At 35.9% G+C, this 19,745-nt stretch carries 21 protein-coding genes; 20 read left to right on the top strand and 1 reads right to left on the bottom strand.

What is annotated here, in order from left to right:
• Nucleotides 1-154 precede the first annotated feature (154 nt).
• Nucleotides 155-481: a PadR family transcriptional regulator gene (locus NST00_RS12360; RefSeq protein ID WP_096550785.1), complete on the top strand. Its 327-nt coding sequence runs from the start codon at nt 155-157 to the stop codon at nt 479-481.
• On the top strand, nt 478-1,152 hold the full coding sequence (locus NST00_RS12355) for a DUF1129 family protein (RefSeq protein ID WP_340710033.1): 675 nt from the start codon (nt 478-480) through the stop codon (nt 1,150-1,152). Before NST00_RS12360 ends, NST00_RS12355 begins: the two co-directional genes overlap by 4 nt.
• Nucleotides 1,153-1,230: 78 nt before the next feature.
• On the opposite strand, the gene NST00_RS12350 is transcribed toward NST00_RS12355, so the two are convergent.
• Nucleotides 1,231-1,479: a ferredoxin gene (locus NST00_RS12350; protein WP_016836934.1), complete on the bottom strand. Its 249-nt coding sequence runs from the start codon at nt 1,477-1,479 to the stop codon at nt 1,231-1,233.
• Nucleotides 1,480-1,590: 111 nt separating this feature from the next.
• Between NST00_RS12350 and NST00_RS12345 the strand changes: the two genes are divergently transcribed.
• The 18 genes from NST00_RS12345 to NST00_RS12260 all read left to right on the top strand — a co-directional run bounded on the left by NST00_RS12345 (nt 1,591) and on the right by NST00_RS12260 (nt 19,624).
• Nucleotides 1,591-2,631 carry a helix-turn-helix domain-containing protein gene (locus tag NST00_RS12345; RefSeq protein ID WP_096550787.1) on the top strand — a complete coding sequence of 347 codons (1,041 nt, stop codon included), beginning with the start codon at nt 1,591-1,593 and terminating at the stop codon, nt 2,629-2,631.
• Nucleotides 2,622-4,064 (top strand): RecQ family ATP-dependent DNA helicase, encoded by a 1,443-nt coding sequence (locus tag NST00_RS12340; protein ID WP_340710032.1) that lies wholly within the window; start codon nt 2,622-2,624, stop codon nt 4,062-4,064. The genes NST00_RS12345 and NST00_RS12340 overlap by 10 nt, the downstream gene beginning before the upstream one ends.
• A 115-nt stretch (nt 4,065-4,179) precedes the next feature.
• On the top strand, nt 4,180-4,827 hold the full coding sequence (locus tag NST00_RS12335) for a LysM peptidoglycan-binding domain-containing protein (protein ID WP_340710031.1): 648 nt from the start codon (nt 4,180-4,182) through the stop codon (nt 4,825-4,827).
• Nucleotides 4,828-4,953: 126 nt separating this feature from the next.
• Nucleotides 4,954-5,721 carry a metallophosphoesterase gene (locus tag NST00_RS12330; RefSeq protein WP_016836938.1) on the top strand — a complete coding sequence of 256 codons (768 nt, stop codon included), beginning with the start codon at nt 4,954-4,956 and terminating at the stop codon, nt 5,719-5,721.
• Nucleotides 5,722-5,776: 55 nt separating this feature from the next.
• A complete protein-coding gene (locus tag NST00_RS12325; protein WP_340710030.1) occupies nt 5,777-6,769 on the top strand; it encodes a YpdA family putative bacillithiol disulfide reductase in 993 nt (330 codons plus the stop codon).
• A gap of 318 nt (nt 6,770-7,087) precedes the next feature.
• Entirely contained in the window at nt 7,088-7,687 is a 600-nt protein-coding gene (locus NST00_RS12320; protein WP_016836940.1) for a short chain dehydrogenase, read from the top strand.
• Nucleotides 7,688-8,119: 432 nt separating this feature from the next.
• On the top strand, nt 8,120-8,794 hold the full coding sequence (gene prsW, locus NST00_RS12315; protein WP_016836941.1) for a glutamic-type intramembrane protease PrsW: 675 nt from the start codon (nt 8,120-8,122) through the stop codon (nt 8,792-8,794).
• A 213-nt stretch (nt 8,795-9,007) separates the two neighbouring features.
• Entirely contained in the window at nt 9,008-9,778 is a 771-nt protein-coding gene (sleB, locus tag NST00_RS12310; RefSeq protein ID WP_050988823.1) for a spore cortex-lytic enzyme, read from the top strand.
• A gap of 12 nt (nt 9,779-9,790) precedes the next feature.
• On the top strand, nt 9,791-11,080 hold the full coding sequence (locus NST00_RS12305) for a PepSY1/2 domain-containing protein (RefSeq protein ID WP_340710029.1): 1,290 nt from the start codon (nt 9,791-9,793) through the stop codon (nt 11,078-11,080).
• A gap of 75 nt (nt 11,081-11,155) precedes the next feature.
• On the top strand, nt 11,156-11,809 hold the full coding sequence (locus NST00_RS12300) for a flagellar brake protein (RefSeq protein ID WP_016836944.1): 654 nt from the start codon (nt 11,156-11,158) through the stop codon (nt 11,807-11,809).
• A 152-nt stretch (nt 11,810-11,961) separates the two neighbouring features.
• Nucleotides 11,962-12,636: a (d)CMP kinase gene (cmk, locus tag NST00_RS12295; protein ID WP_340710028.1), complete on the top strand. Its 675-nt coding sequence runs from the start codon at nt 11,962-11,964 to the stop codon at nt 12,634-12,636.
• Nucleotides 12,637-12,761: 125 nt separating this feature from the next.
• The gene (rpsA, locus tag NST00_RS12290; RefSeq protein ID WP_016836946.1) at nt 12,762-13,907 is read left to right on the top strand and encodes a 30S ribosomal protein S1; all 1,146 of its coding nucleotides are present in this window, start codon (nt 12,762-12,764) and stop codon (nt 13,905-13,907) included.
• A 131-nt stretch (nt 13,908-14,038) separates the two neighbouring features.
• Nucleotides 14,039-15,349 (top strand): ribosome biogenesis GTPase Der, encoded by a 1,311-nt coding sequence (der, locus tag NST00_RS12285; RefSeq protein ID WP_016836947.1) that lies wholly within the window; start codon nt 14,039-14,041, stop codon nt 15,347-15,349.
• Between the two features lie 21 nt (nt 15,350-15,370).
• Nucleotides 15,371-16,384: an NAD(P)H-dependent glycerol-3-phosphate dehydrogenase gene (locus NST00_RS12280; RefSeq protein ID WP_168411767.1), complete on the top strand. Its 1,014-nt coding sequence runs from the start codon at nt 15,371-15,373 to the stop codon at nt 16,382-16,384.
• A gap of 185 nt (nt 16,385-16,569) precedes the next feature.
• Entirely contained in the window at nt 16,570-16,833 is a 264-nt protein-coding gene (locus tag NST00_RS12275; protein ID WP_016836949.1) for a DUF2768 domain-containing protein, read from the top strand.
• Nucleotides 16,834-16,850: 17 nt separating this feature from the next.
• Nucleotides 16,851-17,576, top strand: a complete 726-nt coding sequence (locus tag NST00_RS12270; protein WP_016836950.1) for a hypothetical protein — start codon at nt 16,851-16,853, stop codon at nt 17,574-17,576.
• A gap of 92 nt (nt 17,577-17,668) precedes the next feature.
• A complete protein-coding gene (spoIVA, locus tag NST00_RS12265) occupies nt 17,669-19,147 on the top strand; it encodes a stage IV sporulation protein A (protein ID WP_026018953.1) in 1,479 nt (492 codons plus the stop codon).
• A gap of 204 nt (nt 19,148-19,351) precedes the next feature.
• Nucleotides 19,352-19,624, top strand: coding sequence for an HU family DNA-binding protein (locus tag NST00_RS12260; protein ID WP_016836952.1), 273 nt, complete (start codon nt 19,352-19,354; stop codon nt 19,622-19,624).
• Nucleotides 19,625-19,745: the final 121 nt, after the last annotated feature.

Here is a 19,745-nt window from a genome sequence, read left to right as displayed (position 1 = left end):
TTATTAGTACCAACTACTAGAAGTGTAACAGCATTTCTAATAAAAATCAATATAAACTATTGACTACTATTTTGTAATACAATATAGTTATGTATAGCTACTTTGTTTTACAAGATAGGTGCGTATCATTCCAACAATTGAGGTGGTGAAGTCTTTGTCTATTCGGAGTCAATTGTTAAAGGGAGTGCTCGATGGATGTATATTAGCAATTATTGAAAAAGATGAGGTCTATGGATACGAATTATCAAAAAAGCTAGAACAAGTTGGCTTAGATATTAGTGAAGGTACAATTTATCCAGTGCTATTACGGCTTCAAAAAAATGGATATATTGTGGGGGAAATGAGGGCGTCTGTTTCAGGCCCAAATCGAAAATATTATTCTATTACGGTGAAAGGAAAAGAAGTACTTGATAATATTCGAGAAGAATGGAAAATCCTATCTTCTTCCATCGAAAAATTGTTGGGGAGTGATAATAAATGAAAGTTTCAGTGAAAGAGTTAATACGACAAAATAACGAAAAAAGAAAACAGCTTACACGAGAAAATCAGCAATATTATGAAAATCTCCTTGTTTACATTCGCGCCAATTTATCGAGAAATGAGCGAGCTACAGAGGAAGTTTTACTTGAAATGCTAGAACATCTATTAGAAGCACAGAAGGAAGGAAAAACAGCATCTGAAGTTTTCGGGAAAAATCCAAAAGATTTAGCGGATGAAATAATTGCCTCTTTACCAAAAGAATCTTGGAAGCGCCAATTAGAATTCGCTTTTGAAATCCTTTTTACGTTATTCGGGTGGTATTTGATTGTTCGTGGAATATTTCCTTTACTAAATAAAGAGAATCAAATAATTTATTCTGGAAATCTTGTTATCTCAACTCTTCTTCTAGTCGGTAGTTTATTGATGTTGATTTATTTAATAGTGAATCTATTGAAAAAAGAAGCTTTTCAAGAACCAAAAACAAAACAAAAAATGACAATTTTATTTGGATTCATCACGATTGTTTTATTTGCGATGAGCTTTTATGTAAGATTTGCGATTCAACCATTTGGACCTTCATTTGAGGTTTCATATTATACCATTTTTGGCCTAGGGTGCTTCATGTTGTTAGCTTCTTATTTATTTAAGAAGATGCGGGAGCAAAAGGCGTAGTAGGGGAAAAATTATTGTAAAATTCTAAGGGAAATAAAAATCAGGTGCATCCATTATCGGTGCACCTACTCTTATATTCTATTCAAATTTCAATGGGTCGCCATCGAAAGGTTCATCTGCCACTTTAATAGAATCTGTAGGGCAACCTTCAAAGGCATCTTGCATATCTTCCAGTAAATCTTCTGGTACTTCAGCGGTACCCGTGTTATCATCTAAAATAACGAAGGCAATTCCTTCATCATCGTAATCATAAATGTCAGGGGCAGCTGCGCCACAAGCACCACAAGCGATACATGTATCTTTATCTACAATTGTGTATTTTGCCATTTAGTAATCTCTCCTTTTTTCTATTGCGCTTCCAAGTTAAAGCTTCTTTATTATTCTAAAACTGTTTATTACACTTTTCAACATTAAGACTGTAAAATTGGAGGTTCTGATTTGCTATTTCAGTATTTAGTCTTAGATATATTAAAAACCGTAGAAAATGAGCGCACAATTTCTTCTCCTTATCATTTGCTGAAAGGGAAGCGCTCTGGCCAAACGATTCAAGATGTTGGTATATTTCGCTTGCATTCATATTTTGGTATTTTACCAACATTAACAAGGCAAATTTATGATAAAGAGATTCAAAAACTTGTTGAACATCAATTTATCGTTATATCAGAAAATAGTTTTCAATTAACGAAACAAGCAAACGAACTTCTTCAGCATTATGAGCCACTTCCTTTGAATGGTTGGCAATATAGAGGAAACGAACAGATCTTTTTTTCAAGACTCTCACTAACAGTACAAAGTTTATCGCATGCAAGAGAAAATGTCATGGCATTTTCTCCTATTCAAAAAGATGAAGAAATTCAGCGTTGGGTGCGACATTTCCTTTTAATCAATGATTACAAATCGGGACTTCTAAACCATAGCTTATATGATGAAATTCTACAAAGTCTTGAAAGGGCACAAATCAATACACAAGCAAAAGAAATTGTTGTAAAACGATTAGCGGGCTATCAAGAAACCGGATTTACTTGGGAACAAATTAGCATGGAATATCAAATGGCCGAAATAGATGTTCAAATCATATTTGTAGCTTGTCTTCATCAATGGTTGAATGAAATACTATTGAACACGAAACAATACCCATACCTATCTCAAATCGCTGATAAGATTCGCGTAGAAATTCCGCTGACGGGTTCTGCTTATCATACTGCGATGCTCTTTAAAAAAGGATATTCGATTGAACAAATCTGCAAAATTCGGAAGTTAAAACAAAGTACAATTGAAGACCACTTAGTTGAATTAGCAATCAATGATTCAACGTTTCCTATTGAACAATTTATAAAAAAAGAAGATATACAACTCGTACTTACAGCGACAGAAGATTACAATACGAAAAAGTTGAAAATTCTTCATGAAGTGCTACCGCATTTATCTTATTTTCAATTGCGTCTTGCACTGGCGAGAGGTGAAAAATTTTGCAATTAGAACAGCTGTTACAAAACCATTTTGGATACACTTCATTTCGACCAGGACAAAAAGAAGTCATTGAACAATTAATGAATGGAAGAGATACAATCGCTTTACTTCCCACTGGAATGGGGAAATCCTTATGTTACCAGCTTCCAGCATACATATTTAAAAAACCGATATTAATTATTTCTCCATTACTATCCCTCATGCAAGACCAAGTTGATCGAATGAAACAATTTGGTGAAAAACGGGTAGTAGCATTGAATTCTTTATTGAATCGTGAACAAAAACAACGAGTTTTACAATTTTTACCACAATATCGATTTATTTTTAGTTCACCGGAAATGTTGATGCAGGAACAGGTTAAAAGCAGACTGAATCAGATGGAATTGGCGTTAATTGTGGTTGATGAAGCCCACTGCATTTCCCAGTGGGGATTTGATTTTCGACCGGATTATTTGAAAATTGGAGGCTTAATTAAAGATAGGCGACCTCCGATTTTAGCATTAACTGCAACTGCAACAGAAAAAGTGCTAGAAGATATAAGGCATGTTTTAAAGATGGATGACCCTTATGAATACATACATTCCGTTGACCGTCCAAACATTCGTTATGGGAAAAAAATATTTCACACAAAGGAAGAAAAAATGGAATGGCTCATTGAACATGTTTTACATACAGAAGGGCCGGGCATTATTTATACGCGTTCGAGAAAAAGAACGGATGATATCACAACACAATTATTGAATCATGGGCTTTCTGTTTCTTCCTATCACGGGGGAAAAGATGCGGTAGACCGACAATTTATTCAACAGCAGTTTTTAGACGGCTCATTGGAATGGATTGTTGCTACGAATGCTTTTGGCATGGGCGTACATAAAGAAAATGTACGTCAAATTATTCATGATTCAATTCCATCAAACATTGCAGATTATATGCAGGAAGTAGGAAGAGCTGGTCGGGACGGCAAAGACGCAGTTGCTATTTTGTTGTATTGTGAAGGGGATGAAGATGTAGCTCACTATATTGCAGGGGAAGATTTGCCGAATGAAAATCAAATTGAGTTGTACGATGAATATGTAAGAAGGCAAGTTAACCCGAAAGAAATGATGCATGATGGACTGATTTCTGAAACGTCTTTTCGCGTGTTGCACTATTGGATGGAGCATTATTCGATGGATGAAGTCAAGTCTATTTTTCGACAAATGATGAATGACAAATATCGTTCTGTGGAAGAAATGTTGAACATTGTAAAAAGTAATCAATGTATTCGAGAACAACTTGTCCATTACTTTGGCCAAACATTAAATAGTAAACCAGAGCATTGCTGTGAACATTGTGGTTTAGAATATCAGCATTTTCTTCTTCCAAGAATAACAAAAGAAACAAAGAGAAATTCGACCACTTGGCAGACGAGATTGCGACAAATTTTGTTAGGAACTGACTGATTGTAGTAAAATAATCTTAATTACGACAAAAATCTTTGAAAATAAAAATTTCCTCTCATTTACTTTTTCCCTCATTTTCGTCATAATTAGATATGATTGCAAATGGAGGTGCATTATGAGTAAAAATGATTATCGAAAAAAGATTGAAGAACATCGCCAATCGATTGAGATAAAAGATTCAAATACGAGACTAAGTCGTTCAGAACGTCGACGTAAAAAGAAAAAATCGAAAGAAACTCCATTACTCACCACTTTAACCGTTATTCTAATCGGTATTCCATTAGCGATTTTAATATATGTTTGGGGCTTTTGGAATCCAGGAGATAATGAAGAAGTTGCGGTTGATAAAGATGAAAATTTAATTGAAGTCCAAAGAAATAATGCAGTAGCAGCTAGTAATAAGGATGAAAAAGATAAAGCGGATGAAAACAAAGAAAAAGAATCTTCATCTGAAGCAACGGAAAAAGAGGTAAAAAAGGATTCTGAAGCTAAATCAAGTGAAAAAGAACCAATAACCGATTCTTCACATAAACAAACAGAAAAGGACGATTCTTCAAAGAAAAATGAAAATAGTCCTCCTCAACAACATGAAAAGCAAAAAGAAAATGTAAAAGTACATACTGTTAGTGCAAATGAAAACTTATTCCGTATTGCAAAGCAATATTATAGTGATCCTATGAGTGGTGTTGAAAAAATTAAAGCGGCAAATAATTTATCATCCGATATCATTAGTCCAGGACAGTCGCTCGTAATTCCGGAATAAAAGAAAATATTTTATCAGTTGAATAAAATCCAGTAAAATATTATACATTACTGTAGGCTAGTGGATTGAAAAGACGATGGTATATTCACCACGTCTTTTTGTTTTATCAGGAGGGGTACAACTTACATGATTGTTTTGGCAACGGTCCTCATCTTCGGTTCAATCCTTTCCTTTATGGTAAAGGAAGCTTTTGAAAATAACGTCATTCATCATGAAATATCATTAAAAGGTAAAAAGGAAAAATACACGATATTTTTCATTTCTGATATTCATACCCGATTAATTAGCGACAAATTGATTCAAGACATAAACGCTCCAATCAATGCTGTTATTATTGGAGGAGATTTAGCAGATAGGAGAACAAAAATATCGACCATTTACCGCAATCTTCATCTTCTAAAAACATTAGGTCCTGTTTATTTCGTTTGGGGAAATAATGATCGGGAAGTGGGAGAGGAGCGATTAAGAGAAATTTTTCAAGAAACGGGTGTACAAATCGTAGAAAACGATGCAGTGTTACTCCCGAATACGGAAAATCGATGTTGGTTGAGTGCGGTCGATGATCTTTCGTCACGCAAAGCTCAACCTGAAAAAGCATTTAGTAAATGTCATCCTGAGGATATCGTTATTTTCGTTTCTCATAATCCAAATCTATTTTCAAAATTAAAAGATTATCATGCTGATCTATGGTTGGGCGGACATTTCCACGGAGGCCAAATTCGATTAGGGCCTTTTGGTATTTATCCTGTTGGCTCGTTTAGCGCTAAAGATGGCAAGTACACACTCATTAGTAATGGTTATGGAACATCGATGGTACCCTTACGTTTTGGTGCAAAACCTGAATGTCACATAATTGACTTAAACTTCCATAGTGAACTCCAAACAAAGGGTTGACAATTCGCGTTATAATAAAAGTTGGTAGTTTGTCGAATTAAGGAGATGTATTTCAATGCAAAAAGTAGATGCAATTATAGTTGGAGGAGGCCCTTGTGGTTTATCGGCAGCAATTGAACTACAAAATATTGGGCTTAAACCCATCGTGATTGAGAAGGGGAACATCGTAAATGCGCTTTATCATTACCCAACCCATCAAACATTCTTTTCAACAAGTGAGAAATTAGCCATTGGCGATGTTCCGTTTATTGTTGAACAACGAAAACCAAGCAGAAATCAAGCTCTTGTCTATTATCGTGAAGTCGTGAAATTAAAAAATATTCATGTGAACCGATTTGAGAAAGTACTTTCTGTGGAAAAAAGACAAGATGGATTATTTACTGTAACATCAGATAAAGCACAATATGAAACACCTTACGTTATTTTGGCGACAGGTTATTACGATCATCCAAATTATATGAATGTCCCTGGAGAAGACTTACCAAAAGTACTCCACTATTTTAAAGAAGCCCATCCATTCTTTGATACAGATGTGTTAGTTGTTGGTGGGAAAAACTCTGCGGTTGATGCAACTTTAGAATTGCATAAGGCAGGAGCACGTGTTACGGTTGCTTACCGAGGCAGCGACTTCTCTCCTAGCATTAAACCTTGGATATTACCAGAATTTCAATCGCTTATCCGAAATGGTGAAGTGGTCATGCACTTTAAAACGACCGTTAAAGAAATTCGTGAACATGAAGTTGTTTTAAATATTAAAGGGAAAGAAGAAGTAATTAAAAACGATTTTGTTTTTGCAATGACTGGATATCATCCAGATCACTCTTTTATTCGAAAAATGGGTGTAACGATTGATGAGGAAACGGGTCGACCTACATATCATCCTGAAACGATGGAATCAAATATTGAAAACTTGTTCATAGCTGGAGTTCTCGCTGCCGGCAACAATGCCAATGAAATTTTCATCGAAAACGGTAAATTCCATGGAGCCTTTATTGCAAAAGCAATTCAAGAAAAAATGCGAAAAAGTAAGGGCTTATCCAAAAAGTAAAAATTATTGCCTACAAATTGTTTTGTCGATTTTCGTTTCTGCGGGCTTTCTGCGGGGGGATTCTTAGCCTCGCAGGAGCTCGTTCTTCACTTCTGTGATTTTTACGCTTTTCCAATAGAAAGTCTTGCTTTGCTACGGAAGAGGAATGACGGGACAAGCCGCCTTCACTTAAATGGACATTTCAAATAAAACATTTCTAAAGTAAACGAGTCTTTACGGACAAGTTTTACATTTTCATAAAACAGATTTTATATTAATAGCATGAAATCAAGTAATGTTTTTTCATAAACGGTTTTTTTGGATAGAGGAGGAATTGTTTTGAGAATTTTAGTTGTAGGAGCTACTGGTACAATTGGAAAAGCAGTAGTTGAGGAAATGAAAGATAGAGCAGAAATTATATGTGCAAGTCGCAGTAAAGCGGACATAAAAGTCGATATTACATCAGTTGAAAGTATAAAACAGATGTTTAAAGAAGTAGGCGAAATCGATGCTTTAGTAAGTGCAGCGGGAGGAGTGCACTATACGTCCCTTGAAACATTGACGCCTGAACTAAATCAAATTGCAGTACAAAGTAAACTTTTAGGTCAAATCAATTTAGTATTACTAGGTTTACCTTATATTAAGGACAATGGATCAATTACTTTAATAACTGGAGTTCTAATGGATGATCCGATCAAAACTGGAGCTTCTGCAGCCATGGCAAATGGTGGCGTACATGCATTTGTCAAAGCCGCAGCTATTGATATGCCAAGAGGAATTCGAATTAATAGCGTTAGCCCAACAATTCTAGAAGAATCATTTGAAGATTATGGATCTATGTTTGAAGGATTTGAGCCAGTTCCCGTAAAAAGAGTTGCTCTTGCCTATAAAAAGAGTATTCTAGGTGCTCATACGGGCAAGACATTCTATGTTTATTAATAAATCGTGTCATTTTAAGCATTACCCTCGCATTTAATGAATGGGTAGTGCTTTTTTATGAAAAATGGATTGAATACTTTTATATGCAATAATTACAATGCATATTTCGATAAGTCGAACTTTTTAAATTTACTTCGAAATGAGGATATAACAAATTTTACATTATAGAAATATTTCTGATATGAGGTAATATATAGGATATGATGATTTGCACTTTGAAAAAGAAAGAGATTTGTATTGGGGATGCAACGATCTACAGTACATTTTAGTGTTGCAGCGCAAAAAAGGGGTTTTAAAAAAATTTTTGATTTCGTGAGGTTTTCGCGACGGATAATCGTCGCTTTATTTATTGTTAGAAATTTTATGGTCCTAAACTTTAAAAAAGGTAGGTAATACTATAAAATATTATGTATAAGGAAGGGAGCGTCGATATTGTTTATTTTACTCTCTGCAGCGATTGCTCCAGGATTAGCATTATTTAGCTACTTTTATTTGCGAAATCAAATGGCGACTGAACCTCGAAAAACACTTTTTCGAACATTTATTTTTGGACTATTAATTACTTTCCCTATTATGTTCATTCAATATGTCTTGCAGGAAGAACAATTAATTACAAATCCATTTCTCCTCAATGTTGTTTTCTCAAGTACTATGGAAGAATTTTTTAAATGGTTCATTATTTTTGCATTTATTTATCGCCATGTTGAATTTGACGATCCATATGATGGAATTTTGTATGGAGCAGCTGCTTCGCTTGGGTTTGCCACAATGGAAAATCTCCTTTATTTGTTGACATTTGGAATAGATACGGCATTTATGCGTGCGTTACTACCTGTATCAAGTCACGCATTATTTGGTGTGGTGATGGGCTATTATTTTGGGAAAAGTAAATTCACAAAGAATAATCGTTCAATGGAATACTTAGTTCTTTCTATTGGAGCGCCGCTTCTATTGCATTTTGCCTATAACTCTATTTTGATGTTTGAAGATTATTGGGTTTATTTAATCGCACCATTTATGTTATTTTTATGGTGGTTTGCGTTAAGGAAAGTGAAGTTAGCTCACGAGCATTTAATTAAGCATTTAATAGAACAAAATAAAATTTAGCATGACCTAAAAGGAATGAGATTGCTTTTTAGGTCATTTTTTATTTTATTTGAAAATAACAATAAAATTTCATTCACTGTACATAATAACTCCTGAATGGTCGTTTCGATTGTTGATTCGACCATTTTTTCATTCGAATGTGCATAAATGATGCTAAATTTAACATGCTATGAAAAAGGAGTGAAATATATGGTAAGAAAACTTCTGATCTCAATGCTCATATTAATGACCACAATCGGTACATTTACTGTCATGAAGCCTGAAGAATCATTCGCTTTTTCTAACCAAGTTTTAGAACGGGGAGCCTTCGGTGATGATGTGATTGAGTTACAAGCAAGATTACAATACTTAGGATTCTATCATGGAAAAATTGATGGGAAATTTGGCTATGGTACTTATTGGGCTTTACGAAACTTCCAAGAAAGTTATGGCTTGAAAGTGGACGGCATTGCAGGAGCACAAACAAAAAGAGTACTTGTTAACAACAGTGATTTTGATCGTGAATGGGTTCATGCTCAAATCAATGCAGGTAGAGATTTTACTTATTATGGTGGAATTCCTCTGAACCAACAAGTAAAAGGCAACAAAGGATCATCAGGAAGTACAAGTTATCAACTACCTCCGAAATTTACAGAACAAGATTTACAACTAATGGCGAATGCAGTTTATGGTGAGGCAAGAGGAGAACCGTACGAAGGGCAAGTTGCAGTGGCAGCAGTAATTCTAAATCGACTTGAATCTCCAGATTTCCCGAATACCATCTCAGAGATCATTTTCCAACCAGGTGCATTTACAGCAGTAGCTGACGGACAAATTTGGTTAACGCCAAATGAAAGAGCAAAACAGGCAGTACTTGATGCAATGAGCGGATGGGATCCATCTGAAAATGCTCTTTATTATTTCAATCCTAATACAGCTACAAGCAAATGGATTTGGTCAAGACCTCAAATTAAACAAATTGGTCAACATATCTTTTGCTATTAAAGGAGCGACAATATGAAAAGTGCAGTTTACTTACTTTCCATTGCTGTTATCGCACTAGGATTATATGCTTTTGATGTCAAAGAAGAAAATAAACAATTACAACAAGCTATTCATGCTCAATATACTAATTCATTATCCAATGCCAGCGAAAAATTATCCTATTTGCAACGGTCTGTAGCTCAATCCCTATTGTTCCAAGATGAGAAGGCGTTACAAAATGAACTTGATAATATTTGGCGTACTAGTAATGAATTACGTTCATCTATTAGTGGGTTGCCTTTAAATCCTGACGTAGCAAATCAATGGCTACGATATATTGGGAAAATAGGAGATGAAGCAAAAAGAGCTTCGACAAATGGTGATTATGAAACTTGGCAATCCAAAATGAAAGTTGTAAACAAAAATTTAGAGCAACTAACAGATGAATGGGCTGTTGCAACAGCTCAATTTTATGAGAATGATGGGAACTTTGATAAATGGCAACAAGTTGCAAAAACAGAGCTTGAAGAATCACCATTTAAAAACCTCGCATCAAACTTAAAAACTTACACGGAAAAGGACTTCCCATTAACAACGAGTGAATCTGATTGGCTAAAGAAAAGAGACTTAAAACATATAAGAGATCGTGAAATTACGAAGGACGAAGCAATTCAAGTATTAGAGAAACTAGTTCCTGGAATTGAAGATGCTACGTATACTGTATCGAAAAGTAAAGATGATGCACCTTATCCGTTTTATCATATTCAATTTGTAAAGGGTAGTCGGGTCGGATATGCGGACATTACTGTAAAAGGTGGCCATTTAATTTCCTTCTTATCTGAACGTCCGGTACAGCCAGACAAAAATATTACACAAGAAAAAGTGAAGGAGTTAGTACAACAATTTATAGACCGAGCTGGATATGATGATTTAGCGTTAGTTGAAATGCGAGAAAACCATGAAGCTTGGCATATTCATCTTGCTCGAGTAGCTGGCAAGCATAATGCGTTTGTGTATCCTGATGGAGTACAATTAAAAGTTTCTAAAGATAGCGGTGAGTTATTAGGGCTAAATGCAATGGAATATGTACAAAGAGAAAACATTAATGAAAACCAGCCAGTGGTACCGATCGATTGGAAACAATTCTTCCGACCAAATACAGTAGTGGAAGAAGAGCGGTTTATCTACACAGAAAATGAAGCATATGAATTAAGATTATGTTATGAAGTAATTGCTCGTTTTTCAGACAATATCAATCAAACATATCGAGTTGTTGTGGATACGGAAAATCATGATGTCATAAAAGTGGAACAATTACCATAATTATCAAAATGCTCTAGAAATTCGCCTTAATTCGTGCAATAATAAAATTACAATTATTGTGCGAGGCGAGTAAGTATGGATATTAAGATTGGGACAGTTCTCACATTGGAACCAACGTCATCAGAAAAAGTTGAAAGATTTAAATGTAAAGTAATGGAAAAGAAAGACAATATCATTTTTATCACTTATCCCGTAGATACGAAAACGGATAGAACAGTTTATCTAGTTGACGGTTCCCAGTTTCGTGCAATTTTTCGAAACGATGATGATATCAACTATGCATTTCAAACGGAAGTTGTCGGTCGTAAAATGGATCGAATTCCTATGATAATGCTTTCTTGTCCTCCAGATGATGAATTCATCAAAATCCAAAGAAGGGAATTTGTTCGAGTAAAAACACCTGTAGACGTTGCAGTAGAGCATTTAAATCAATTTTATCAATACGTAACGGATGATATTAGCGCAGGTGGAGCCGCTATCAAAGTGCCTATATCCCCTCCATTTTCAGAGGGAGATAAGGTCAAACTAACGATTGTATTGCCTTATAAATCTGGAGAAATTCAATACATTCAAACGGATGCAGAAGTGGTTCGTATATTTGAAAAGAATGACCAAACGCTTGCATCTCTTCAATTTATCGATACGGACGAACTAGATAAACAATTCATTCTTCGATTCTGTTTTGAACGCCAAGTGATGCTGCGTAAGGAGACAAAGGACCTCCAATAAACGATATTGGAGGCTTTTTTTATGGATAAAAATAAAGGATTCGACAACAATATGTAATACAAACTAGTTGTTTTTATTTACACAAACTATGAAAATAGTAAAAGTAAAAAACTTTGTTTATGTTACAATGTTGAAGGAAAGTAGGGATTGTCATGGGAAAAAACATACAAATAGCCATCGATGGACCTGCTGGTGCAGGAAAAAGTACAATTGCAAAAATCGTGGCAGAACAATTAGGATTCACTTACATTGATACTGGAGCGATGTATCGAGCTGTTACGTATAAAGCGTTAAAAGAAAACATACAATTAAATGATGAAAAAAAACTAGAAGAAATGTTGCTAAAGACTAATATCGACTTAAAGCCATCTCCAAATGGACAACTAGTTTTCTTAGATGGAGAGGATGTGACAAAAAAAATTCGTTCCAATGAAGTAACAGCGAATGTTCCGCAAGTTGCTTCTCTTGCAAAAGTTCGTGAAATCCTCGTAGCTAAACAAAAACAATTAGCAAAAGACGGCGCAGTTGTCATGGATGGACGAGATATAGGTACTCATGTATTAAAAGAAGCTGAATTGAAAATTTTTATGTCTGCCTCTGTTGAAGAAAGAGCAAAACGAAGATTGCTTGATAATAAAAAACGAGGCATTCCTTCTGACTATGAACAGCTAAAAGAGGAAATAGCGCTTCGCGATCAGCAAGATATGGAACGTAAAATATCGCCATTAGTTCAAGCGGAAGATGCCATTTATTTAGACACTACTCACTTATCAATTGAAGAAGTTGCAGAAAAAATTTTACATTTAGCGAAAGAAAAGATGGAATAATAATCGTTTCTTTTCGCGTATTTTATTCATAAAAAAGGAAATATTTAAACTATAAGGAAAAAATTTTGTGTTTAAATGCAATTTCTAATAAAATAGATATTGTAAGATGCGAAGGAGGGTTACATATGTCCGAGGAAATGAACTTAGGAGTTGGCCAAGAATTTCGTGAAGGAGACATTGTAAAAGGGACTGCTGCAAAAGTTGAAGACAAAGCAGTAACCGTTACAATAGAAGGTGCACCATTTGATGGGATTGTACCAATTAGTGAACTTTCTAGTTTGCACATTGAAAAAGCATCCGATGTGGTGTCTGTTGGCGATGAGCTAGAATTAATGATCACGAAAGTAGAAGAAGAAAACTTTGTTTTATCGAAACGTAAAGTAGATGCTTTAAAAGCTTGGGATAAATTAGAAGAGCTATACAAAAAGGGAGAAGTTTTTGAAGCAGAAGTAAAAGATGTTGTAAAAGGCGGTTTAGTAGTTGATTTAGGAGTACGAGGATTTGTACCAGCATCTTTAGTAGAAGATTATTTCGTAGAAGACTTTGAAGATTACAAAGGTAAAACGCTAACATTCAAAATTACAGAGTTAGATAAAGAAAAAGGAAGATTAATTTTATCTCACCGTGCAGTTGTAGAAGAAGAAAAAGCAAATAAAAAGAAAGAATTGCTAGAGAGCCTAAAGCCAGGAGACGTATTAAATGGTAAAGTTCAACGATTAGCTCCATTTGGTGCCTTCGTTGACATAGGTGGCGTTGACGGGCTTGTGCACATTTCACAAGTAGCCCATGAACATGTAGATGATATTAACACAGTTCTTCAAGAAGGGCAAGAAGTGAAAGTAAAAGTTTTATCTGTTGACCCGGAAAATGAAAGAATTTCTCTATCCATTAAAGAGACATTACCTGGTCCATGGGCAAACATTGCAGAACGTGTTTCAAAAGGTCAAGTATTGACTGGTACGGTGAAGCGTTTAGTGTCCTTCGGTGCCTTTGTTGAAGTGTTCCCAGGTGTTGAAGGGTTAGTTCATATTTCACAAATTTCTCATAAACACATCAATACCCCTCACGAAGTGTTGAAAGAAGGTCAAGAGGTTCAAGTGAAAGTGCTTGATGTTAATGAGCAAGAAAAGCGCTTATCACTAAGCATGAAAGAACTTGAAGAAAACCCAAAGCATCAAGAAGAATTTGATTATCAATTACCAGAAGAGACAACAGGATTCTCCATTAGTGATGTAATAGGGGAACAATTGAAAAAATTTACAGATCAATAAATTTTATTTTGAATAAAAATTGCGTGCTTTAAGGAGTGCGCTTTTTTTATGTCCATTTATGTCAAAAAATGATATATAATTGGATATCGTGTATAATACAAAGGATAAGAATTTGGAAGGATGAAGGACAGATGACAAAACCAGTAATCGCCATCGTAGGTCGTCCGAATGTAGGAAAATCAACAATTTTCAACCGAATTGTTGGTGAACGCATTTCCATTGTGGAAGATATACCTGGGGTGACCCGAGATCGCATCTACAGTTCGGCAGATTGGTTAAACCATGAATTTAATATTATTGATACAGGTGGAATTGATCTTGGAGATGAACCATTTTTAGAACAAATTCGTGCCCAAGCACAAATTGCCATGGAAGAGGCCGATGTGATTATTTTTATGACGAACGGTCGAGAAGGAGTAACTCTTCAAGATGAGCAAATCGCAAAAATGCTTTATAAAACAAAAAAACCAGTTGTACTGGCAGTCAATAAAATTGATAACCCAGACATGCGTGAATTAATATATGATTTTTATTCTTTAGGCTTTGGGGAGCCGATTCCAATTTCCGGTTCGCATGGATTAGGGATTGGGGATTTATTGGATGAATGTGCAAAATATTTCCCTAAAGAATATGAAGATGAATATTCAGACGATGTCATTAAGTTTTCATTAATTGGTAGACCAAATGTAGGAAAATCTTCATTAGTAAATGCAATTCTCGGAGAAGAGCGGGTAATCGTTAGTGATATCGCTGGAACTACTCGAGATGCAATCGACTCTCCTTATACGTATGACGGACAAGATTTTGTCATTATCGATACGGCTGGAATGCGGAAAAAAGGGAAAATATATGAAAGCACAGAAAAATATTCCGTATTAAGAGCATTAAGAGCGATTGAACGTTCAGATGTGGTGCTTGTCGTATTAAATGCAGAAGAGGGAATACAAGAGCAGGATAAGAAAATTGCAGGGTATGCTCATGAAGCGGGTAAAGGTATCGTCATTGTCGTGAACAAATGGGATGCCATTGAAAAAAATGAACGAACAATGAATGAATTTACCCAAACGATTCGCGATCAATTTTTATTTTTGGATTATGCTCCGATTGTGTTTGTTTCTGCTAAAACGAAACAAAGGTTGAGTCAAATTTTACCATTAGTGAAGCGGGTAAGTGAAAACCATGCAATGCGCATTCAATCTTCTTTATTAAATGATGTAATTGAAGATGCTATTGCAAGAAACCCAGCCCCTACAGATAAAGGAAAACGTTTACGCATTTATTACACGACACAAGTATCTGTTAAGCCACCTACATTTATCACTTTCGTAAACGATCCAGAACTCATGCATTTCTCTTATCTTCGATTTTTGGAAAACCGCATTCGTGAAACCTTTGATTTTGAGGGAACGCCGATACGTATCATACCACGGGCACGTGAGTAAAAGAGTGAGGGATAAATAAAAATGAAAAAGGTAACAGTGTTAGGAGCAGGTTCATGGGGAACTGCCTTAGCAATGGTGTTGGCTGAAAATGGACACGATACATTAATTTGGAGCCACCGACATGAGCAAGCGAAAGAAATAAATGAACAACATACGAATGAAAAATATGTTCCGAATATACAACTACCTGAAAATTTAAGGGCAACAAGTGATTTGAAAGAAGCGGCAGAACATGGAGATATCATCATTTTTGCGGTTCCGACAAAAGCGATTCGTGAAGTAGCAGAAAACATTATGAATTATTTAAATAGAAAAGTATTAATTGTGCACGTATCAAAAGGGATAGAACCAGATTCTTTAAAACGCATCTCAGAAATTTTAGAGGAGTCTATATCCCCGCATGTGATTGAAGATATCGTCGTATTATCAGGTCCTAGCCATGCGGAGGAAGTGGTGTTGCATCATCCAACAACGATTACTGCTGCTTGTACAAATCTCCGTTCCGCTGAAAAAATACAAGATTTATTTATGAACCAGTATTTCCGTGTCTATACAAATACCGATGTAATCGGCGTTGAACTAGGCGGTGCATTGAAAAATGTAATTGCCTTAGCAGCAGGGATTTCCGATGGCCTAAACTATGGGGACAATGCAAAGGCAGCATTAATTACCCGAGGACTTGCGGAAATTGCTCGTTTAGGTGTGCGAATGGGAGGCAATCCCTTCACCTTTGCAGGATTAACTGGTATGGGCGATTTGATCGTTACTTGTACGAGCGTTCATTCGCGTAACTGGAAAGCGGGGAACATGCTTGGAAAGGGCATGAAGCTGGCTGAAGTATTAGAGAGCATGGGTATGGTCGTTGAAGGAGTTCGCACGACAAAAGCTGCTTACCAGCTTGCCAAAAAATACGATGTTCCGATGCCAATTACAACTGCATTGTTTGAAGTATTATTTAATGAAAAAGAACCGAAAGATGCTGTTGATGAGTTAATGAATCGCTTAAAGAAAAGAGAAATCGATTATTTACAATAAAAGGACAAGCATTTTCGTTGCATCAATGAGCGGGTATGAAAGAATTCAAAGTCGAGTTGAGTATCGGGAACTACAAATAATACCCGTTCATGTGCAATGAAAACGAACGCATGTGCGTCAGTGTGTTTTGTGCCATATCATAGGCAAATTTGTATACATACCGCTTCTTGAAAGGAGGAATTGCAATGAGTCATCCGTTATTAATGGATATAGATAAATTCGTACTTGGTGCTGCACGTGGTCCATTAGCGAACATGCACCCGATGGATGTCATGTGGGTTTCCTTTTACTCGATAGCCGCAATGATTTTATCGATTCTTATGATAACAGCAGCTCGCAAATGGGTGAATAATGCTATATTATCCTTTTTCATTAGACTGATTGCATTTATTATTTTTATATTTGGCACATTATTAATGGTTTTAGTAATCTTTACGTGGCCATCATAAACAAAGGGGTGAAAATCATGAAACAGAAACGGAAATTCATTTTTTTCATACTATTACTCTCGACATCCCTTTTACTATCTGGATGTTTGTTTCCACAGGAAGAACGTGTTGAGAATCAAATACCTGATGAAGCTCAACTGATTGCTGTGCAAAATGCCATCGATCAATATCGAGCGGAAACAGGTGTGCTGCCGATAAAAAATAAAGATATGGATACAGATATATTTATTAAATATCCCATCGATTTCTCGAAATTGGTTCCAAAATATTTAGCGAATATCCCAGGGAATTCCTACGAAAAAGGTGGCATATTCCAATATATTATTTGGGACCCGGAAAACAATCCAACTGTAAAATTAGTAGACTTACGTTCAGCAGAAACGATTCGAGATTTAAATATTCGTCTTCTCTCAACAAAATACATGCCTTATAAAGACAGAATTGCGGATTATGTATATTCAATAGATTTTAAGAAATTAGGCTTTGCTAAAGAACTAACTGTGCCAAGTCCATATTCGAATAATCATTTACCATTAGTTGCTTCAACAGAAGGACAAGCCTATGTAGACTACTCCATCGATTTAGCTCAGTTTATAAGAGAAAATCATTTGAAACCTGAGCCAGGAGAAGATATTCGTATGTTGCTTGTGGAAGCTTATCCAGTAGTACCGGCCTATTCACTGCCATATACTGTGAACGAGAATAATGAACCGGTATTTATGTTTGATCCAATAAAAAAATAAAAAAATTTAAGCCTTGTACGACTTTTCGTGCAAGGTTTTTCATATTTTAAGTATATAATTCATAGATTGAAGTACGTAAAGGAGGAACTACAATAGGCGAACAAATCTTTCAACAAATAGCAGAAAGAACAAATGGTGATGTATATATTGGGGTTGTAGGGCCTGTGAGGGTTGGTAAGTCCACTTTTGTGAAAAAAATGATGGAGTCAATCGTCCTACCAAACATCGTGGATGAAGAAGAACGGAAAAGAGCACTGGACGAGCTACCACAAAGTTCACCTGGCCCAGTCATTATGACTGCAGAACCAAAATTTGTTCCTGCTCATGGTACAGAAATTTGTATTGGGGAAAGTGAAATACCTTTCCGGATTCGTTTTGCTGATTGTGTTGGTTATGTCATTGATGGGGTAAAAGGGTATGAAGATGAAAATGGACCAAAGTATGTGCACACACCATGGAACACTGAAGCTATTCCATTCCAAGAAGCAGCTCGAATCGGAACAGATAAGGTGATCCGCGACCATGCAAACATCGGTGTAGTTGTAACGACAGACGGCACTGTTAATGGGATTTCACGAGAAGCTGCACAAGTGGCGGAAGAACAAATTGTTGAACAATTGCAGGAAATCGGTAAGCCATTCGTCATCATTTTAAACAGCCAATATCCAAACAATCAAAATACGCAAAAGTTGCGCAATGAATTGCTCTCCCGTTATAACGTTCCTGTCATTGCAATAGCTATTGATCAAATGACGTTAAATGATATGGAGTTTATTTTAGAAGAAGCTCTGTATGAATTCCCTGTGGAAGATATTGAAGTGGAAAAACCTGATTGGCTTGATGTATTAGAACCGACTCACCACGTCAATGCAACGCTTTCAGAAGCAGTTGGAAATGTGCTGAATTCTGTAACGAAAATTCGCGATGTCCATAATGCAGTAGAAGATTTAAGAGAAATTGATTTTATTGAAAGCTGCGAGATTGAAAGAGTTGATGCAGGACTTGGTGTGGCAACGGTGCGTATCACATTAAAACCGGAAATTTATAAGGCGGTTTGCAATGAATTTTTAGATGCGCCGATAGACACGAAAAAAGATTGGCTACTCTTCATTAAAGAGGCACAAGAAGCGAAAAAAGCACAAAAACGCTTCCGAGATGCGATTGAAGAAGCGACAATCAATGGCTATGGTGTAACGCTTCCGACGATGGAAGAGTTTGAGCCAAGTGAGCCAGAAATAATTAAACAAAATAATTTCTACGGTGTTCGCATGAAGGCGAAAGCTCCATCTTACCATATCATACGTGTCGATATGGAATCTGAGTTCTCGCCATTAATTGGGTCAGAGTTCCACAGCCAACAGTTATTGAAAGACTTGCAGTATGCATATAAACATGATCGAGAAGCGTTATGGCAAACACAATTGTTTGGAACGCCACTGCATGAAGTGTTGACGGAAGGAATTCGATTCAAAATGAATGCTGTGCCGCCAAGTGCAAAGAAAAGAATGCGTCAAACAATTGAAAGAATGGTGAATGAAGGAGAAAAAGGACTCATTACGTTTATTATTTAAAAAAAGTGAGATAATAAAAATAATGGAATTTTATTAGAAGGACTTTTTGTCATATAGACGAAAAGTCCTTTTCATTATCCAAAGTGCCAAAAACTCAATTTTTCTTGGACAAACATGAATAAATACAGTTGCACCGCTTATTTCTATATGTTACTCTTTTTACATGATTTAGCTTTTTTAACCCTTTGAGAGGAGGTGAACAGTGTGAACAAAACAGAATTAGTAAACTCTGTTGCTGAAGCTGCAGGTCTTTCTAAGAAAGATGCTTCTAAAGCAGTAGATGCAGTATTTGATACAATTCAAAACACTCTTGCAAAGGGTGACAAAGTGCAATTAATCGGTTTTGGAAACTTCGAAGTTCGTGAACGTGCTGCACGTAAAGGTCGTAACCCTCAAACTGGGGAAGAAATTGAAATTGCTGCAAGCAAAGTGCCAGCATTTAAACCAGGAAAAGCACTTAAAGAAGCTGTAAAATAATAGCTTCTTTAAAATTACATAGAGCAGTCGTCATGAATATGATGACTGCTCTTTTTACATATTATAATATTAATGAAAGATAAATCAATTCTACCATTGGAGCAAAAAAGCAACACATATA

The organism is Ureibacillus sp. FSL K6-0165 (assembly GCF_038004285.1).
Lineage (GTDB): Bacteria > Bacillota > Bacilli > Bacillales_A > Planococcaceae > Ureibacillus > Ureibacillus thermosphaericus.
This window is presented reverse-complemented; position numbering and strand designations above follow the sequence as displayed.

Bases quoted from the DNA above. Each gene is read 5' to 3' on its own strand.
- sleB (WP_050988823.1), top strand. From the start codon at position 9,008: ATGCTCATATTAATGACCACAATCGGTACATTTACTGTCATGAAGCCT.
- NST00_RS12335 (WP_340710031.1), top strand. From the start codon at position 4,180: ATGAGTAAAAATGATTATCGAAAAAAGATTGAAGAACATCGCCAATCG.
- der (WP_016836947.1), top strand. From the start codon at position 14,039: ATGACAAAACCAGTAATCGCCATCGTAGGTCGTCCGAATGTAGGAAAA.
- cmk (WP_340710028.1), top strand. From the start codon at position 11,962: ATGGGAAAAAACATACAAATAGCCATCGATGGACCTGCTGGTGCAGGA.
- NST00_RS12330 (WP_016836938.1), top strand. From the start codon at position 4,954: ATGATTGTTTTGGCAACGGTCCTCATCTTCGGTTCAATCCTTTCCTTT.
- NST00_RS12275 (WP_016836949.1), top strand. From the start codon at position 16,570: ATGAGTCATCCGTTATTAATGGATATAGATAAATTCGTACTTGGTGCT.
- NST00_RS12355 (WP_340710033.1), top strand. From the start codon at position 478: ATGAAAGTTTCAGTGAAAGAGTTAATACGACAAAATAACGAAAAAAGA.
- NST00_RS12300 (WP_016836944.1), top strand. From the start codon at position 11,156: ATGGATATTAAGATTGGGACAGTTCTCACATTGGAACCAACGTCATCA.
- NST00_RS12350 (WP_016836934.1), bottom strand. From the start codon at position 1,479: ATGGCAAAATACACAATTGTAGATAAAGATACATGTATCGCTTGTGGT.
- rpsA (WP_016836946.1), top strand. From the start codon at position 12,762: ATGTCCGAGGAAATGAACTTAGGAGTTGGCCAAGAATTTCGTGAAGGA.
- NST00_RS12305 (WP_340710029.1), top strand. From the start codon at position 9,791: ATGAAAAGTGCAGTTTACTTACTTTCCATTGCTGTTATCGCACTAGGA.
- NST00_RS12280 (WP_168411767.1), top strand. From the start codon at position 15,371: ATGAAAAAGGTAACAGTGTTAGGAGCAGGTTCATGGGGAACTGCCTTA.
- NST00_RS12270 (WP_016836950.1), top strand. From the start codon at position 16,851: ATGAAACAGAAACGGAAATTCATTTTTTTCATACTATTACTCTCGACA.
- NST00_RS12325 (WP_340710030.1), top strand. From the start codon at position 5,777: ATGCAAAAAGTAGATGCAATTATAGTTGGAGGAGGCCCTTGTGGTTTA.